16 protein-coding genes are annotated in these 17892 nt (G+C 43.1%); 14 read left to right on the forward strand and 2 right to left on the reverse strand.

Annotation, left to right across the window (positions count from 1 at the left end; genetic code table 11):
* Window positions 1-34: 34 nt before the first annotated feature.
* The 14 genes from fabF to CD004_RS05645 all read left to right on the forward strand — a co-directional run bounded on the left by fabF (window position 35) and on the right by CD004_RS05645 (window position 16566).
* Window positions 35-1276 (forward strand): beta-ketoacyl-ACP synthase II, encoded by a 1242-nt coding sequence (gene fabF, locus CD004_RS05575; RefSeq protein ID WP_102261857.1) that lies wholly within the window; start codon window positions 35-37, stop codon window positions 1274-1276.
* 477 nt (window positions 1277-1753) lie between these two features.
* Window positions 1754-2737: an ABC transporter ATP-binding protein gene (locus CD004_RS05580; RefSeq protein ID WP_102261858.1), complete on the forward strand. Its 984-nt coding sequence runs from the start codon at window positions 1754-1756 to the stop codon at window positions 2735-2737.
* Complete coding sequence (locus CD004_RS05585; protein WP_102261859.1) at window positions 2734-3756, forward strand: ABC transporter ATP-binding protein; 1023 nt, start codon at window positions 2734-2736, stop codon at window positions 3754-3756. Before CD004_RS05580 ends, CD004_RS05585 begins: the two co-directional genes overlap by 4 nt.
* Before the next feature lie 218 nt (window positions 3757-3974).
* Window positions 3975-5627, forward strand: coding sequence for a peptide-binding protein (locus CD004_RS05590; RefSeq protein ID WP_102261860.1), 1653 nt, complete (start codon window positions 3975-3977; stop codon window positions 5625-5627).
* Window positions 5628-5841: 214 nt separating this feature from the next.
* The gene (locus tag CD004_RS05595) at window positions 5842-6792 is read left to right on the forward strand and encodes an ABC transporter permease (RefSeq protein ID WP_041966839.1); all 951 of its coding nucleotides are present in this window, start codon (window positions 5842-5844) and stop codon (window positions 6790-6792) included.
* A gap of 87 nt (window positions 6793-6879) precedes the next feature.
* Window positions 6880-7719 (forward strand): oligopeptide ABC transporter permease, encoded by an 840-nt coding sequence (gene opp4C / locus CD004_RS05600; protein WP_226675982.1) that lies wholly within the window; start codon window positions 6880-6882, stop codon window positions 7717-7719.
* Between the two features lie 496 nt (window positions 7720-8215).
* Window positions 8216-8803 (forward strand): DUF2268 domain-containing putative Zn-dependent protease, encoded by a 588-nt coding sequence (locus CD004_RS05610; RefSeq protein ID WP_233434948.1) that lies wholly within the window; start codon window positions 8216-8218, stop codon window positions 8801-8803.
* A gap of 172 nt (window positions 8804-8975) precedes the next feature.
* Entirely contained in the window at window positions 8976-9998 is a 1023-nt protein-coding gene (locus CD004_RS05615; RefSeq protein ID WP_102261864.1) for an ABC transporter ATP-binding protein, read from the forward strand.
* Window positions 9998-10984 carry an ABC transporter ATP-binding protein gene (locus tag CD004_RS05620; protein ID WP_041966836.1) on the forward strand — a complete coding sequence of 329 codons (987 nt, stop codon included), beginning with the start codon at window positions 9998-10000 and terminating at the stop codon, window positions 10982-10984. The genes CD004_RS05615 and CD004_RS05620 overlap by 1 nt, the downstream gene beginning before the upstream one ends.
* A gap of 45 nt (window positions 10985-11029) precedes the next feature.
* Window positions 11030-12751 (forward strand): oligopeptide ABC transporter substrate-binding protein, encoded by a 1722-nt coding sequence (gene opp4A, locus CD004_RS05625; protein WP_102261865.1) that lies wholly within the window; start codon window positions 11030-11032, stop codon window positions 12749-12751.
* 37 nt (window positions 12752-12788) lie between these two features.
* On the forward strand, window positions 12789-13754 hold the full coding sequence (gene opp4B / locus CD004_RS05630) for an oligopeptide ABC transporter permease (protein ID WP_102261866.1): 966 nt from the start codon (window positions 12789-12791) through the stop codon (window positions 13752-13754).
* Between the two features lie 11 nt (window positions 13755-13765).
* Window positions 13766-14674, forward strand: coding sequence for an oligopeptide ABC transporter permease (gene opp4C / locus CD004_RS05635; RefSeq protein ID WP_102261867.1), 909 nt, complete (start codon window positions 13766-13768; stop codon window positions 14672-14674).
* A gap of 848 nt (window positions 14675-15522) precedes the next feature.
* The gene (locus CD004_RS05640) at window positions 15523-15738 is read left to right on the forward strand and encodes a YuzI family membrane protein (protein ID WP_102261868.1); all 216 of its coding nucleotides are present in this window, start codon (window positions 15523-15525) and stop codon (window positions 15736-15738) included.
* Window positions 15739-15819: 81 nt separating this feature from the next.
* Entirely contained in the window at window positions 15820-16566 is a 747-nt protein-coding gene (locus CD004_RS05645; protein WP_102261869.1) for a YjbA family protein, read from the forward strand.
* A gap of 55 nt (window positions 16567-16621) precedes the next feature.
* Here CD004_RS05645 and CD004_RS05650 read toward each other — a convergent pair whose 3' ends face one another.
* Together CD004_RS05650 and trpS are read right to left on the reverse strand one after the other, a co-directional pair.
* Entirely contained in the window at window positions 16622-16834 is a 213-nt protein-coding gene (locus CD004_RS05650; protein ID WP_102261870.1) for a hypothetical protein, read from the reverse strand.
* 55 nt (window positions 16835-16889) lie between these two features.
* Window positions 16890-17882, reverse strand: a complete 993-nt coding sequence (gene trpS, locus CD004_RS05655; RefSeq protein ID WP_170030023.1) for a tryptophan--tRNA ligase — start codon at window positions 17880-17882, stop codon at window positions 16890-16892.
* Window positions 17883-17892 lie beyond the last annotated feature (10 nt).

Here is a 17892-nt window from a genome sequence, read left to right on the forward strand (position 1 = left end):
ATATAAGAGTGTGAATAAAGGAGATGCAATAATAATGGAGAAACGCAGAGTCGTTGTTACTGGAATCGGGGCTGTTACGCCTCTTGGAAATGACGCAGAAACTACCTGGAACAATATCATTGAAGGTGTATCGGGAATCGGCCCGGTTACGAGACTGAATGCAGATGACTTTCCTGCAAAGGTTGCAGCAGAAGTTAAGGAATTCAATGTTGAGAACTTTATGGACAGGAAAGACGCAAGGAAAATGGATCGTTTTACTCATTATGCTGTCGCAGCTTCATTGATGGCTGTAAAAGATTCCGGCCTGGAAATCACTGATGAAAACGCTCCTAGAGTCGGAGTGTGGATTGGGTCAGGAATTGGCGGGATGGAGACATTCGAGCAGCAGCACGAAACCTTCATGAACAGAGGATATCGCAGGGTCAGCCCTTTCTTCGTGCCAATGATGATTCCTGATATGGCAACAGGACAGGTATCCATCACACTTGGCGCAAGAGGCTTTAACTCTTGTACAGTCACAGCATGTGCTACTGGAACTAACTCAATCGGGGATGCTTTCAAAGTAATCCAGCGAGGCGACGCTGATGTAATGGTTACTGGCGGGGCAGAAGCGCCAATTACAAAAATGTCTTTCGCAGGCTTCTGTGCAAATACAGCGTTATCTACTAACCAGGATCCGCAGAAAGCGAGCAGGCCGTTTGACAAAGATCGCGATGGATTTGTTATGGGTGAGGGTGCTGGAATTGTAGTCCTTGAGGATCTGGAGCACGCATTGGCCCGTGGAGCAAAAATCTACGCTGAAATCGTCGGTTACGGTGCTACCGGAGATGCTTATCACATTACCGCTCCAGCTCCTGAAGGGGAAGGCGGAGCAAGAGCGATGAAAATGGCGCTTGACGATGCAGGCCTTTCACCGGAAGAAATTGGCTATATCAATGCCCATGGAACAAGCACTGAATATAATGATAAATACGAAACAATGGCCATCAAATCAGTATTTGGCAAGCATGCTTACAAGCTTACAGTTAGCTCAACAAAATCAATGACAGGCCACTTGCTTGGTGCAGCAGGAGGAATCGAAGCAATTTTCACGGTTCTCGCTTTGAAGGAAGGAATCCTGCCGCCAACGATTAACCTGGAAACACCGGATCCAGAATGTGACCTGGATTATGTGCCAAACTCAGCGCGCAAGCAACAGGTCAATGCAGCAATCAGCAACTCACTGGGCTTCGGCGGCCATAATGCGACAATAGCTTTCAGAAAATACGAAGCTTAATGAGGAAGAGAACTCTTCCAACTATAAAGCAGAAACCCTTCTTGATTTTAGGGTTTCTGCTTTTTTATTTGCCTTTATTTCGCTATCCCCGCGCATTTGGGTAAAAGGAGAGCGCCTGCATTGCCCGAAAAAGTGCTTGCCTCCGGATTTGGGTAAAAGGAGACTACCTCTGTTCCCTTAAAGCATTTCAATCTAAAAAAACTTCATTCGAATTACTCAATCATCCAATATATCAACAATCCCGCTACCCTATACTTTTTTTAATAGGAAGCTCAAACTATTTTCCTGCTAAAACAATTTACCTACAAAGTGTCTATTCCTATAACCTGACAAAAAAATATTGCAATGAAAAAAGTAATGAAAGTGTAATAAAAGAACACTGTTTCTAATAATTAATAATTATCAGAATCTTTTACTTGGTCAGAAAGTCATTTCTCTTAATATCAATTTCATTGGGATAGGCGGTGTGCAAGAAACGTGACAGCCTTATTGGAACTAAAGAATCTAAAAACCTATTTTAAAAGGAAAAAGACACTGATTCCAGCAGTTGACGGGGTAGATCTAGTCATCAATAGAGGGGAAACTGTCGCATTGGTAGGGGAATCAGGGTCTGGCAAGAGCATTACTTCTCTATCGATTATGCGGCTGATACCTAGTCCTCCCGGAGAAATTGTGGACGGGCAGATCTATTTTGATGGCCGTGATCTTGCCAAAGCAAGCGAGGAAGAAATGTGCAAAATTCGCGGAAATGATATATCAATGATTTTCCAGGAACCAATGACATCGCTCAACCCTGTACTTACCATCGGTGAACAAATCACGGAAGTCCTGACATACCATCAGGGCTTGAATAATGCTATGGCGAAGAAAAAGGCGATTGAGATGCTGGAGTTGGTGGGTTTTTCCCGTGCAAAGGAAATAATCAATGATTATCCGCACAGGCTTTCGGGGGGGATGCGCCAAAGGGTGATGATTGCAATGGCAATGAGCTGCAACCCGAAGCTATTGATAGCGGATGAACCGACAACTGCATTGGACGTGACCATCCAGGCACAAATTTTGGACTTGATGAAGGACCTGAGCACCAAGTTTGAAACATCAATCCTAATCATTACCCATGACCTGGGAGTGGTTTCTGAAGTTGCTGATAGAGTCGTCGTCCTGTATGCAGGCCAGGTAGTAGAAGAAGCGATGGTTGAAGACCTATTTGAAAATCCGCTGCATCCTTATACCATTGGCCTTATGGGTTCCATCCCATCAATCGACGAAGACCATTCACGGCTTGCCTCTATTGAAGGAAATGTTCCGTCACCTGAGAATCTCCCAAAAGGCTGCCGGTTTGCGCCTCGCTGCCCGCATGCCTTTGAGCGCTGTTTCAGTGAAATGCCAGAGCTTGAGAGAAAATACGGCAATCGTTCTGTAAGGTGTTTTTTGCATGACAGCAAGGAGGTGAAGAAATGACTTCACCAAATGAAATCCTGGAAAAGAACTCACAGGAATATAGTTCTGAAATCTTGCTTGAATTACAGGATGTAAAAAAGCACTTTCCTATAAAATCTGGATTGCTTCAAAAGACAGTAGGTCATATAAAGGCAGTCGATGGAATAAATCTGAAGGTGAATAAAGGTGAGACTCTAGGGATTGTCGGAGAATCAGGCTGTGGCAAATCGACAGTCGGCCGGACCATTATCCGACTCTATGAACCTACCGATGGAAAGATCATTCTTAATGGCAGGGATATCTCCCATCTATCTGAAAGTGAGCTTCGCAAGGATGTACGAAAAAACATCCAGATGATTTTTCAGGATCCGTTCGCGTCTCTTAACCCTAGGAAAACACTGAGATCAATCATCAGGGAACCGCTGGATACCCACCATCTATATAAAAGCAAGGAACGGGATGAGAAAGTCGAAATTCTGTTGGAGAAAGTAGGACTCAATGCTTCATTCATCAATCGGTATCCACATGAGTTTTCAGGCGGACAGCGGCAAAGGATCGGGATATCAAGAGCACTGGCATTGAACCCGGAACTGATCGTTGCCGACGAAGCTGTATCAGCATTGGACGTTTCAATCCAGGCCCAAATTATCAATCTGATGGAGGACCTTCAGGCAGAATTCGGCCTTACTTACATTTTTATATCCCACGACCTAAGCGTTGTCAGGCATATAAGCGACAGGGTCGGGGTTATGTACCTTGGAAAAATGATGGAGCTTGCTTCAAAAAAGGAAATTTACGCAGAACCACTTCATCCCTATACACAGGCATTGTTGTCGGCTGTGCCGGTGCCTAGAAAAAAAGGTGCCATCAAGAGGGAACGGATTATCTTAAAAGGTGAGCTGCCAAGCCCGGCAAACCCGCCAAAAGGGTGTGTCTTCCATACAAGGTGCCCAGCCGCATTTGATCTTTGCAAACAAGTTAACCCTGACTTCAAAGAAGTCAAGAACAACCATTTTGTTGCCTGCCATCTGTATACATAGTGCAGGAGCACGACTTGAAAGGAGGAGATACCGGCACCTTTCTATTGTTTAAGGCTATTTGCGTAAGCTTTGTTGCCCTTTCCGCCAATAATGAATCAAGAGTTTAAGTCCTCTTTGAAATGAGTCTCGTAGCCTGTGAGAATGCATTAACTAGTACGAACAACAAAGGGTTCGTAAATGGCAAAAAAATCTAGTGAAAAACCTAAGGGGGAAATGATGTGAAATTAAGAAAAGCTTCGTGGTGGTTGATTAGTCTTACTCTGATCCTGTCGATCTTCCTGACAGCCTGTACAGGAGGCAATACATCTGAGGATCCGAAAGAAACTCCTGGAGATGATGGCAAGACAGAAGAGGAAGCGACTGGTCCTCAGCAAGGCGGGGATTTGATTATTGGTTCAACTGGTGCTCCTACTGTTTTCAATCCGCTTTATTCTACTGATTCGTCCAGCTCTGACATTGAAGGATTCATTTATGACAGTCTTGTATCATCTGATACGGAATTTAATCCAACAATGAGCATGGCTGAGTCAATTGATATTTCTGAGGATGGTTTGACATTTACAGCCAAACTTAAAAAGGGAATCAAGTGGCATGATGGTGAAGAATTCACAGCAGATGACGTTGTTTTCACCTTCAGCATTCCAAAGGACCCTGGTTATAATGGTGAGCGCGGATCTGCTTTTGAAGCGATGGAATCAGTTACAAAAGTCGATGACTATACTGTCGAGTTCAAGCTGAGCAAGAAGGATGCTTCCTTCTATCCAGTATCGTTAAGCTATTACATTCTGCCTGAACATATCCTTAAGGATGTACCTGTTGCAGAGCTTGGGGAGCATGAGTTCAATACAAAGAGCCCGATTGGTACTGGTCCATTCAAATTCGTTGAATGGAAAGACGGTGAATACGTTAAGGTAGAAGCGTTTGATGATTACTTCAAAGGCCGTCCATACCTTGATACGCTTACGTATAAAATTGTACCTGACATGGATGCGATGATTGCGCAAATCCAGGCAGGGGATATCCACTTTGCTGCAGGAGTTCCTGGAACTGACATAGAAACAGTCAAATCATTCCCTGGAGTTAAAGTAGAGTCAGGCCTAGGCCTATCTTACACCTATCTTGGTTACAACCAGAAGAATGAGCTGTTCAAAGACAAGAAGGTTCGTCAGGCAATCACTCATGCTATTGACAGGGAAGCAATTGTAAGTTCTGTCATGAACGGAGACGGTAAAGTGGCGCATGTTCCAGAAAGTCCATTATCGTTTGCCTACAATGATGATGTTCCTAAATTTGGATATGATGTAGAAAAAGCAAAGTCTTTGCTGGCCGAAGCAGGCTGGAAGGATTCAGATGGTGACGGAATCCTTGACAAGGACGGCAAGAAATTCTCCTTTACTGTAAAAACAAACCAAGGTAACAAAGTACGTGAAGATATCGTCGTCGTCCTTCAAGAACAGTTGAAGGAAGTAGGGATTGAAGCGAAGCCGGAAATCGTTGAATGGAGCGCATTCATTGAGCAAATTTCAGCTCCGAACTGGAACTATGACGCGCTGGTACTTGGATGGAGCCTATCAACGTTCCCTGACCAGTATGATATATTCCACACTAGCCAGATGGAAGAAGGCCTGAACTTCGTCTGGTACTCGAACCCAGAAGCGGATAAGCTGATGGAAGAAGCGAAGCAGATTCTGGATCAGGATGAATATAAGGCAGCTTATGCTGACATCTATAAGATGCTGGCAGAAGACCAACCTTACACATTCTTGTACTATCCAAATGTACACAGGGGTATGCCGGCTAATTTAGAAGGGTACGTGTTCCACGCGAAGGATGATTTTTATGATATCTCCAAGTGGTGGCTGAAACAATAGGATCAGAGTGGGAGGGAAGGGAGAATCCCTTCCCTTTCAAACTTTACAAAAGGTTGTTTTCGTAAGATTGTCGTTAAAATCCTAAAGCCGATTTTAACGTGATAAAACTCATTTGGTAGGTCGGTATTAAGTGTGCAAACAACAAAGTTTGAGAAAAGAACCATACAAAAACATGCCTTAATATAAATCTCTTATTTATAAAAGGAGAATTGCCATGCTATCTTATATCATTCGCCGAATACTGATGGCCATTCCTTTGCTGCTGGGGATTACGATTGTCTCCTTTGCAATCATGAAGTTAGCTCCCGGTGATCCTGCCAGTCTGATGATGGATCCGACGATCAGTCCGGCTGATAAGGAAAGGTTCATGGAAAGGTACGGGCTTAACGATCCTGTCCATATTCAGTATTTAAAGTGGCTGGGAGCCATGCTTCAAGGTGACTTTGGTACATCGCTTATCCGCAAAGGTGTTCCCGTAATTGAAATGATCATGAACAGGATGCCAAATACGATTTTACTGATGGTCGTTTCAACAATCCTGGCCATATTAATTTCGATTCCATTTGGAGTCATTTCGGCCACACGACCGTATTCCAAGCTGGATTATTCAGTGACAGTCACATCATTTCTTGGAGTAGCAACGCCAAACTTCTTCCTTGGCCTGATTTTAATCATGGTCTTTGCAGTGCAGAACAACTGGTTCCCGACTGGAGGAGTAGCGACATTGAATGCGCCTTTCAGTTTATGGGACAGGATACACCATTTAATCATGCCGGCATTTGTTTTGGCTTCCGCCGATATGGCTGGATTGACCAGGTATACGAGATCTAGCATGCTCGAAGTCATAAAGCAGGATTATATGAGGACTGCCAGAGCAAAAGGCTTTAGAGAAAACAAAGTCATTTATAAGCACGGCCTCCGTAATGGCCTGATTCCGGTTATCACGATTTTTGGTTTGATGATTCCTTCCTTCATTGGAGGGGCTGTCATTGTTGAAAAAATCTTCACCTGGCCAGGGATTGGCTTATTGTTTGTAGACTCCGCCTTCCAGCGGGACTATCCAGTGCTTATGGGCTTAACTGTAATTTCATCGGTGTTTGTCGTCATCGGGAATCTGATTGCCGATATACTTTATGCAATTTTTGATCCAAGGATCGAGTATTAAGGGGAGGTAAACATGGCAAAAACAAATCTAGCTGGAAATACTTCTGGCAGCCTTGACTTGCATGGTATCAAAACCTCGCGGGACACAATGCTCGGGATCATTGTCAGAAAGTTTTTCAAAAACAAGCTCGCCATTTTTGGCGGAGTATTCTTGATCATCATTATCTCGGCAGCGCTCCTAGCGCCAGTAATCGCACCATACTCGCCTTCAAAACAAAATTTGCTGTTAAAATTGCAGCCGCCGAACAGTGATCACTGGCTCGGGACAGACAGGTTCGGCAGGGATGTCTTTTCAAGGCTTTTATATGGTGCGAGAATATCTCTATTGGTCGGATTCGCCTCAGTGTTGGGATCGATTACAATCGGAACCTTTCTTGGAGCGGTCGCTGGCTATGTTGGAGGAATTGTAGATGCTATCATTATGCGTTTTGTAGATATCATACTATCAATCCCATCCATTTTCTTATTGATTACTCTCGTCACGATTTTCAAGCCAGGAGTGGATAAGCTAATCTTAATCTTCGCACTGCTAGGCTGGACAACTACTGCCCGTCTTGTGAGAGGTGAGTTCCTATCATTAAGGTCGAGGGAATTTGTCCTTGCCTCCAAAACGATCGGAACAAGGACACATACGATTATATTTTCGCATATCCTTCCTAATGCGATGGGTCCAATCATTGTCTCAGCCACATTGGCAGTTGGCTATGTCATTCTGGCGGAATCTGGATTAAGTTATTTGGGACTGGGCATACAGCCTCCGGACGCAAGTTGGGGAAACATGCTCCAGGACGCACAGAATTTCACGATCTTATTAAAATCATGGTGGTACCCTCTGGCACCGGGATTGATGATTTTGTTGACCGTCATTTGTTTTAACTTTGTCGGCGATGGGCTCAGGGATGCACTTGACCCGAAGATAAATGAGTAACTGGTTTAAATGGATTTACTGGATTTTTAAAAAACTTCAAAGATTAAATTACGTAAAAATAAATGAGCCAGGGAAACCTGGCTTTTTACTTTTGCTAGGAAATTATAAAATAATTTCAATGTGGATGACTCTAAGGTTTTTCTTAATCCAGCTCCTGCGCTTGTCGGGGCTGAACGAGACCCTTGCGCTTTTTGTTCATGTTGGGAAAATTTTTGAGAATGATAAGGCATCCCAGAACTATTGGCAGCTATTTTCATAGAATAGCTGTAAATATTGATTTCTTCGGAGGGAAAGCGATGGGGTAGTCAGGACTGATACATGGTTAGAGACTGAATTAAACAGTCCACAACGGATATGTGAAAAGCTGGTTGATTATTTTGAAGGTGAGGTTGACTCCAAAAAAATATACAGCTATTTAAAGAACTTCGGCATGTACAAGCCGGACGACAGAAGCAGGAAGACGCTCGGAGAGCTGGAGGCAGGAAAGTATTGGTCAGTGGCAGAAAGAATTTTTAATAAGTATAAAAGAAAATGGAAAGGCCCAGATATCCCAATCTTCATCTTTCCCCTGGATCAAACGAACTCAAAGTTAATGAGGGAAGGGAAAGGGAAATCAGGATTATCTTTTGTTGATAAAATGTTTCTCTTCTTGACTCCGATAAACGATGAGAAAGAGCTGGAAGCATTGTTTGTCCACGAATACCACCATGTATGCAGGATGCAGGCACAAAAGAAAAATCCTGCTGAATATACCCTCCTCGACTCAATAATTCTAGAAGGTCTTGCCGAGCATGCAGTGGCTGAAAATTGTGGTGAAAAATATACGGGAGATTGGAGCAGGCGATATTCGACAAAAGTTTTGGCAGAGTTTTGGGAAAAAGAGATCAAAGAGAAGCTCTCAATCAAGAGGGATGATCGTCAGCATGATGAAATTTTGTTTGGATTAAGGGGCCGGCCCACGCTTCTCGGCTATGCAATTGGCTATGAAATTGTAAAACAATATAAACAACATGGATATTTTACTGAAAAAGCATCGTTTAAGATTTCTTCTAATGAATTTACAAAGTTAATAAAATTTAAATAATTAAAAAACTAAAAAAACCCTGTCATACCGGGTTTTTTCTTATTTTTAAAAAATAATAAATTTCCCAATTGAAAAAAAAGTATTGCAAATGTAATAAATCTGTAATAACATTTTATTTAAATATATCGAATTTGCAGAATATTTTATTATTTAAATGTGAGAAGGTGTCCCAATGAGCAACTATTCAATACATAAAGATGCACCTTTGCTAGAAGTCAAGAACCTTGAAACAGCTTTTGATATCGATGGTGAATTTTATAATGCTGTAGACAAGGTCAGTTTTGCTGTCAAACCAAGGCAGATTGTCGGGGTTGTTGGCGAATCAGGGTGCGGAAAATCGGTTATGAGCCTTTCAGTCATGCAGCTCCTGCCAAAAGGGGTTGGCAAAATCCGCGGTGGGGAAATCGTTTTCGAAGGAGTCCACCTGGAAAAAATGTCCGAAAAGGAAATGAACAAAATCCGCGGGCGCGATATTTCGATGATCTTCCAGGAACCAATGACATCGATGAACCCGGTTTTTACAATCGGATTCCAGCTTCAGGAAGTATTGTTCAACCATACGAAAATCACCAAAGCAGAAGCAAGACAAAAAAGTGTTGCGCTGCTGAAAAGCGTTGGTATTTCACGACCTGAAAAAATCGTGGATGAATATCCACACCAACTTTCAGGCGGCATGAGACAAAGGGTCATGATTGCGATGGCAATCGCTAACCAGCCTAAATTGTTGATCGCTGATGAACCTACTACAGCGCTGGATGTGACAGTACAAGCCCAGATACTCGACTTGCTAAAGAGTATACAGGAAGTAAATGATATGTCAGTTATCATGATTACGCATGACCTTGGCGTTGTTGCTGAAATGTGTGATGAAGTCATCGTAATGTACGCAGGCCGCATCGTCGAACGAGCTGATGTTGACACACTTTTCTATAATCCAAAGCATCCGTACACAGAACTGATGATGGGTGCCATTCCGAAAATGGACGAGGAAAAAGAAGAATTAAGCTCGATCAAGGGGATTGTCCCGTCACTTAAGAATATGCCGGCAACTGGTTGCCGATTCGCAAACCGCTGTCCGAAAGCAATGCCAGAGTGTACAAGTATCACTCCACAGCTTGGAGAAGTCGAGCAAGGACATGAAGTGGCGTGCATTCTATATGAAGCAAGTATGCCAAAAGAAGGGGTTAAGGCATAATGAGCAATACAACTTTAGTAGAAAAAGAGAATTTGCTGGAAATTAGGAATCTGAAAACCTACTATCCTGTAAAAGGTGGCTTTTTCCGCCGTACAGTCGGCAATGTCAAGGCTGTAGATGATGTGTCATTCGAAATTAAAAAGGGTGAAACATTGGGACTTGTAGGAGAATCAGGCTGCGGAAAATCCACAACAGGCAGGACAATCATCCGCTTGTTGAATGCAACAGACGGCGAAATTATCTTTGAAGGCAAAGATATCACTAAACTAAGAGGCAAGACACTTCAGGCGATCCGCCAGGATATCCAGATGGTCTTCCAGGATCCTTATGCTTCACTGAACCCGATGCAAATGGTCGGGGATATTGTTTCAGAACCTATCAGGAACTTCAAGAATGCGAGCCTGAAGGACCTTAAAGGTGAAGTAATGGATTTATTAACAAAAGTTGGTCTTCCAGAAGATGCTTACTATAAATATGCCCATGAATTTTCAGGCGGGCAAAGACAAAGGATCGGCATTGCAAGGGCGCTAGCGCTCAGACCGAAACTTATCATCGCAGATGAGCCGGTTTCGGCACTGGACGTATCCGTGCAGTCCCAGGTTCTCAATCTTTTGAAAGAGCTACAGAAGGAATTTGACCTGACTTTCTTATTTATCGCTCATGACCTTAGTGTCGTTAAGCATATGAGTGACCGGATCGGCGTAATGTATCTCGGCAATATGGTAGAAATTGCTGATCGCAACAGCATGTATGCTGAGCCGCTCCACCCATATACACAGGCTTTAATCTCAGCCATTCCAATGCCGGATCCACGCAGGAAGAAGGAAAGGATCGTACTTGAAGGAGATGTTCCAAGTCCATTGAATCCTCCGACAGGATGTCCATTCCATCCGCGCTGCCCAGCTGCGATGGCAGAGTGTTCTCAAGTGAAGCCAGCTTTAAAGGAGGTGAAGCCAGGACACCGAGTTGCTTGCCACCTTTACTAGGGCAATAATTTTTACAAAAAATATAAGAAAAACGGGGGGAAAACCATGAAGAAACCATTGCTTTGGCTAGCTATGCTAGTATTGGTTTTATCAACATTCCTTGCTGCGTGCAGCGGAGGAGACACAAAGAAGACGACAACTGATCCAAAAGAAGACGACAAGGACAACGCAGCAGAAGAAACAGGACCGCAAGATGGCGGTACATTGACTTACGCTTTAAGTTCTGAATTCAAAGGCCTTTTGAACTGGAACTTCTACGATGCTGATGGAGACGATGATATCATCGCATTCTTCGACGATGCATTGATCGACTATGATGAAAACCTTAAGGCAGAACCAAACATCGCAAGCTGGAAGACTGATGACAACAAGGTTTTCACATTCACATTTGAAAAAGGCGTAAAATGGCACAATGGCGAAGAACTTACAGTTCATGACTGGGTATTCGCTCTTGAAACAATCGCTACTCTTGGTGGAGAACACCAGCGCTGGTCTAACGTTAACACAATCGAAGGTGCTAAGGATTTCAACGAAGGAAAGGCTGACAAGATTGCTGGTCTTGAAGTAGTTGATGACTATACTTTAAAAATCACTTTTGACAAAGCTCGTGTAAACAACCTTGAGAACGTCTGGGCTTACCCTCTTTCTCGCAAGGAATTCGAAGGAATCGCCCCTAAAGACATGGCTGCTTCTGAGCAGGTTCGTACTAAGCCTGTAGGAACTGGACCATTCAAAGTTGCAAAAGTTATCCCTGGTGAATCAGTAGAACTAGTTAAGAACGAAAACTACTGGAAAGGCGCTCCTCACTTAGATAAGATCGTTGTTAAAGTTATCGATTCTTCTTTAACAACTGGAGAACTTAAAAATGGAACGCTTGATATGACTCCATTCCACCCAACAGTTCTTCCTGAAATCGAAGCGCTTGATAATGTTGAAGTAGTAAAATCTCCTGGCTTATCTTACTACTATATCGGTTTCAAACTTGGTAAGTACGATGGTAAGAAAAACGTAATGGACAAAGATAAGTATGCTAACAAAGAATTGCGTCAAGCTATGCTGTTCGCAATCAACCGCGAAGAGTGGGTAAAAGCTTTCTTCAGCGGACTAGGACAGCCGCTTAACCGTCCGATCCCATCTGCACACTGGATTGCTGCAGATAACAAAGATATGCCTGTACAATACGAGTACAACCCTGAAAAAGCGAAAGAAATCCTTGATAAAGCTGGTTATGTAGATAAGGATGGAGACGGATTCCGTGAAGATCCTAAAGGTGAGAAGTTCACAGTTAAGTTCTCTCACTATGCTACTGGTAACCCAACTTTCGAAGCACGTGCAAAAGCTATGACTCAGTACTGGGAAGAAGTTGGTTTGAAATCTGAGCTTCAAATGACTGATGTTAACCTTTACTATGATCAACTTGAAAAAGACGATCCAGCTCTTGAAGTATTCTACGGCGGATGGGGAACTGGAGCAGATCCAGATCCACTACCACTTTGGGGTGTTGAATCTGTTTGGAACTACCCTCGTTGGGTAAATGAAGATGCTCAAAAGCTTCTTGAAGATGCTGTTGACTTAGAAGTAGTTGGAACTGATACTGAAAAGCGTGCACAGCTTTATGCTGACTGGCAGAAGATTTTCAACGAAGAAGTGCCTGCACTTCCAATTCTTGAGCTAGAAGAAGTAATGGCTGTTGCAAAACGTGTACAAGGCCTTAAAATTGACGTATCAGGCACTAACTCACCTCATGAATGGTGGATCAAGCAATAATCATTAAATCCCACCTACTCAGTTAAGGAGAATGCATATGCTTAAATACAGTTTACGTCGCATACTCGGCATGATTCCTATGCTTTTCCTTATCTCCATTGTAGTGTTTTCCCTGGCGAAACTTATGCCAGGGGACTCACTTAGTGGGGAAATCGATCCGAACAATACGGATCCGGCATACATAGAAGAGATGCGCGAGAAGCTTGGATACAATGACCCTGTTCATATTCAATATTTTACTTGGATTACAAACTTCATGCAGGGAGATTTCGGAAAATCAACCCGTTATAAGATCCCAGCGAGTGAAATCATTGGAGAACGTTTACCGAATACGATATTCCTAGGTTTTTCAAGTATTTTAATCACTTATATTCTAGCATTTATCATGGGTATTTATGCCGGAAGGAAGCCATATACACTTGGCGATAATGTCATAGGTACCGCAAACTATATAGGATTGGCACTACCTTCATTTGTTGCAGGTGTGTTCGCAATCTATTTCTTCTCATTCACATTAGGCTGGTTCCCTTCAAACGGTTCTGTGGATATTTCCACAACAGAAGGTACAGCTGCATACTGGTTAAGCAGAATTCATCATGTTTTCTTACCAGCACTTGTATTAGGTTTATTGAGTACTGCAAGCTATACGCAATTCCTGCGTAATGACATTATAGAAAACAGCCGTAAGGATTTTGTAAGAACGGCACGAGCAAAAGGAACACCTGAAAAGAAAATTTACAATCAGCATATTTTGCGCAATTCAATTATCCCGCTGATTACATTCCTTGGATTTGATATCGTAGCGTTGGTCGGTGGAGCGATCATCACAGAAACGATTTTCACTTATCCGGGTATCGGTCAATTATTCTTGAACTCTGTCAGCCAAAGGGACTATCCAGTCTTAATGACCTTGACAATGATGTTCTCATTCTTGACACTTTTTGGGAACCTGGTTGCAGATATACTATACGGAATTGTTGATCCAAGGATCAGGCTTGATTAAGGAGGATGGCTATGGAAGTTTCTACTGCAAAAAATACACAGATAAACCTGAAGCCGGAAAAAGGCATGTCTCCTTGGGCCATCGCTAGAAGAAAATTTGTGAAGAACAAATTGGCGATGACAAGCTTGATCTTCTTGTTATTCGTAATGATTGTCTCTTTTCTGGCTCCGTACATTACAACTACAGATATCACAAAAATTAACATTGGCTCAATGTCCTTAAAGCCATCTGCAGAGCACTGGCTGGGAACGGACAAAAACGGGCGTGACGTTTTTACCAGATTGTTATACGGCGGAAGAGTATCACTCTTAGTCGGAATTAGCTGTACACTATTTGTAATCTTTTTTGGAACCATTGTAGGATCGATTGCAGGATACTTCGGCGGAATCGTTGATAGCATGCTAATGCGTTTTACTGACTTCGTCCTGAACTTCCCATTCCTGGTTTTCGTTATCGTATTGGCTACAATTTTCCATGGTAAGGTCAATGGTCTTGTTATCCTGATTATGGTTATCAGCTTGCTGAGCTGGGGCGGGGTAGCGAGGATTGTCCGAAGCAAGATTTTAGCAGAGAAGGAGAATGAATACATTCTTGCTTCCATCTCAATCGGATGCTCACCATTCAAAGTAATCACAAAGCATTTACTGCCGAACGTCCTTTCAACAATCATCGTGCAGGCAACAATCCTGTTCGCTTCTATGATTGTCGCAGAAACAGGACTAAGCTTCTTAGGATTCGGTGTACCTTCCGAGATTCCTTCTTGGGGTAACATGCTAGCATTCGCGAATGAACCAGACGTATTACAAGGAAAGCCGTGGATCTGGATTCCACCAGCACTTGCCATCACACTCACGATTCTGTCAATCAACTTCGTAGGTGAAGGTCTAAAAGATGCTTTGAATCCAAGATCACGCCGTTAAAAAATCTACCATACAAAGGTAGATTTTTTATTTTGGCTATTTTCTATTAGAAAGTGAGGTCGTAGGGGAGATGAGGAAGCACTGATGACGTTCGAAGTAGCATTAGTTTCGACCAAAACAGTGATTGGAACCGCATGAAATGTCCGAAGTCACCCCAAGTTCGACCAAAACAGTGATTGGAGTCGTATGAAATGTCCGAAGTCACCCCAAGTTCGACCAAAACATTGATTGGAACCGCATGAAATGTCCGAAGTCACCCCAAGTTCGACCAAAACAGCGATCGGAGCCGCATGAAATGTCCGAAGTCACCCCAAGTTCGACCAAAACAGTGGTTGGAACCGCATGAAATGTCCGAAGTCACCCCAAGTTCGACCAAAACAGTGATTGGAACCGTATGGAATGTCCGAAGTCACCCCAGGTTCGACCAAACCAGTGATTGGAACCGCATGAATTGACCGAAGTCACCCCAAGTTCGACCAAAACAGTGGTTGGAACTGCATGAAATGTCCGAAGTCACCCCAGGTTCGACCAAAACAGTGGTTGGAACTGCATGAAATGTCTGAAGTCACCCCAGGTTCGACCAAAACAATGATTGGAGCGGCAGGAAATGTCCGAAGTCACCCCAGGTTCGAACGGAAAATTACCGTAAGTTCGAAAGTAATACATATCAGAATCTTTCCTATGAGACACCGATGCATTTTTCAAGTAGTTGGCCCTTTTCTTTAGGCCCATTTAAATCAGCTTTCAGTACTTTCCCGCCAACTTCCTTCATATATATGTTAAAAATGGACAGGCCGGGGTGAGCGTAGTGTGTGATATGAATTCCTGTTATGAAGAGAGTCAATCTGATGATCTTTAGATTGTTTGTTTTGACGATTGGTTTTGGACTGGCTGTATCGGGGGGGATTAGCTCAATTGCATATTTGAATATGATTGTGGCTGGGCACGGTCTGGATGAGTATTTAGCTTTTGTCTCGCGGAGAGTGGAGTGCTACTTGCTGCCGGCTGGAATCGGGATCATTTGGTTAAGCATTTATTGGCCTCATAATAATGATGTAAATTGATCTTCCTTTTAAGGAATATTTTTACTTAGTGATGCCCATACTGATGGACAAACAGTTTCTTGAAGTGAGGGGTTAAAAATCATGTTGTATCTTCATGATGTCTGGGTGAACTGGTTCGAAGGGGAAGAGAACGGCTATAATGTCTGCCATTTTCACGAATGGCGGAAGGACGATGGGGTTGAGCTGCTTGACCAGGTGCCGCTCCTTAAAATTGACCATTTGTTATTTAATTACATTGAGAATGATTTATCAGAGTTGCCTCAACAGCTTCTGGATGACATTTACCGTAAGGCATATTTGAGGAAAAACCATGAACGTACGCAGCTCGATTACTGTTTCGTTGTTTCCGATGGAACGGGCATACTGGCTGTTGACACGATCGGGTATAATATCCCAATCCGAAAGAGCCGGCTTATCCCGCGCCAGGAGCAACTCGTGTACGAAATGATTGAAAATCAGGATACGATCCAATATGGGTTCAATGATCAAACCGCCTTAAAGGACTTCCATATTTTATCGCCTTCTCCGGATTTAATGAGAGGTCTGACGCGTAAAGAAAGACAGTTGAAGCAATTATTGTTCATGGCCATGGACCAGCTGAATTCTTCAAAGAATGTAGCGGAAGTACGATATTGGTTCACTGAATGGAAACCTGAGCAATATGAAGAAATTCAGCGTCTCCCATTTGAGGATGTATGGGAACAATTATATGAAGAAACAAAGTTTGGCTGGTCACATAAACACGAGAAGTTTTGCGAAAACATCATCAAAGGGCAATCCTTTTTCGAAAAACTTTGGGAAATGGAGCACGGCCCTAAAGTGAATTGATATATATTACGAAAAAACGGGGCTGACACATTGTCAGCTCCGTTTCTATTATTGTTTAGGAAATGATAAAGTTTTTATAAATCCAGCTCCAGCGCCTAGCCCCTCGAGACGCTTGTCTAGTGTCGCCTCCTAGAAACTCCGAAACTTCAACTCCGCCGGCAGAAGCAAAAAGCGCTTCTGCCGGCGGAGTCTCCAGTTTCTGCGTTTCTGGGCAGTCGCCTATACTTTTCGATTCGGTCCGCCCAATGAAGTCAAAGAACGACTTCACCGGTCGGTCCTCCATCGCTTATCGGGGCTGACCAAGGCGCTTGCGCTTTTTGTTCTTACTTGCGCTTTCGCCCAAGGCCCATCGCATTCTCCATTTTCTTTAGCATTTTGTTTGCGACAAAGTTTGCTTTTTCAGCACCACGGTCAAGAATTTCATCTAACTCTGGTGAATCAACCAGCTCGTAATATTTTTTTTGTATCGGTTCAATGACACTGACAACAACCTTCGCAAGGTCTCCCTTGAAGTCTCCATACCCTTTACCTTCATAATCCTTTTCAATGTCAGTAATTGATTTGCCGGTCAAGATAGAATAAATGGACAAGAGGTTGGAGATGCCAGGCTTGTTCTCTTTATCATATTTTACGATACCCTCTGAGTCAGTTACAGCACTCTTGATTTTCTTTTCAATTTGCTTAGGGTCGTCGAGCATAGAGATGAAAGCCTTGTTGTTAGGATCTGATTTGCTCATTTTCTTCAATGGATCCTGTAAAGACATGACCCTTGCACCGACTTTAGCGATGCGAACATCTGGAATCGTAAAAATGTCATTGTATTTCTTATTGAAGCGTTCAGCTAAATCCCTTGTCAACTCTAAATGCTGTTTTTGGTCTTCGCCGACTGGTACGAGATTCGTACTATATAGAAGGATGTCGGCTGCCATTAACGGCGGATACGTTAATAAACCAGCTGAGACGGCTTCTTTCCCAGTGGATTTATCCTTGAATTGGGTCATCCTTTCAAGCTCACCTATATAGGCTGCGCATTGCATCATCCATCCAGCCTGAGCATGTGCCGGCACTTCTGATTGGATGAATAATGTTACTTTTTCAGGATCGATTCCTGAAGCGATGTACAATGCTGCAAGGCTCTTAATATTCTTTCTAAGCTGCAAACGGTCCTGTGGGACGGTTATCGCATGCTGGTCAACGATACAGAAGTAACAGTTATATTCTTCCTGCAGTTCTGTGAATTGCTTCATTGCGCCGATATAGTTGCCAAGTGTGATGGTACCGCTCGGCTGGATACCAGAAAAAATAGTTTCCATAATAAATTCCTCC

Origin of the sequence: Mesobacillus jeotgali (assembly GCF_002874535.1) — a bacterium.
Taxonomy (GTDB): Bacteria; Bacillota; Bacilli; order Bacillales; family Cytobacillaceae; genus Mesobacillus; species Mesobacillus jeotgali.

Excerpts from the sequence above, each read along its gene's own strand:
- fabF (WP_102261857.1), top strand. The coding sequence starts at position 35 with ATGGAGAAACGCAGAGTCGTTGTTACTGGAATCGGGGCTGTTACGCCT.
- CD004_RS05585 (WP_102261859.1), top strand. The coding sequence starts at position 2,734 with ATGACTTCACCAAATGAAATCCTGGAAAAGAACTCACAGGAATATAGT.
- CD004_RS05595 (WP_041966839.1), top strand. The coding sequence starts at position 5,842 with ATGCTATCTTATATCATTCGCCGAATACTGATGGCCATTCCTTTGCTG.
- opp4C (WP_226675982.1), top strand. The coding sequence starts at position 6,880 with ATGCTCGGGATCATTGTCAGAAAGTTTTTCAAAAACAAGCTCGCCATT.
- CD004_RS05615 (WP_102261864.1), top strand. The coding sequence starts at position 8,976 with ATGAGCAACTATTCAATACATAAAGATGCACCTTTGCTAGAAGTCAAG.
- CD004_RS05620 (WP_041966836.1), top strand. The coding sequence starts at position 9,998 with ATGAGCAATACAACTTTAGTAGAAAAAGAGAATTTGCTGGAAATTAGG.
- opp4A (WP_102261865.1), top strand. The coding sequence starts at position 11,030 with ATGAAGAAACCATTGCTTTGGCTAGCTATGCTAGTATTGGTTTTATCA.
- opp4B (WP_102261866.1), top strand. The coding sequence starts at position 12,789 with ATGCTTAAATACAGTTTACGTCGCATACTCGGCATGATTCCTATGCTT.
- opp4C (WP_102261867.1), top strand. The coding sequence starts at position 13,766 with ATGGAAGTTTCTACTGCAAAAAATACACAGATAAACCTGAAGCCGGAA.
- CD004_RS05640 (WP_102261868.1), top strand. The coding sequence starts at position 15,523 with ATGATCTTTAGATTGTTTGTTTTGACGATTGGTTTTGGACTGGCTGTA.
- CD004_RS05645 (WP_102261869.1), top strand. The coding sequence starts at position 15,820 with ATGTTGTATCTTCATGATGTCTGGGTGAACTGGTTCGAAGGGGAAGAG.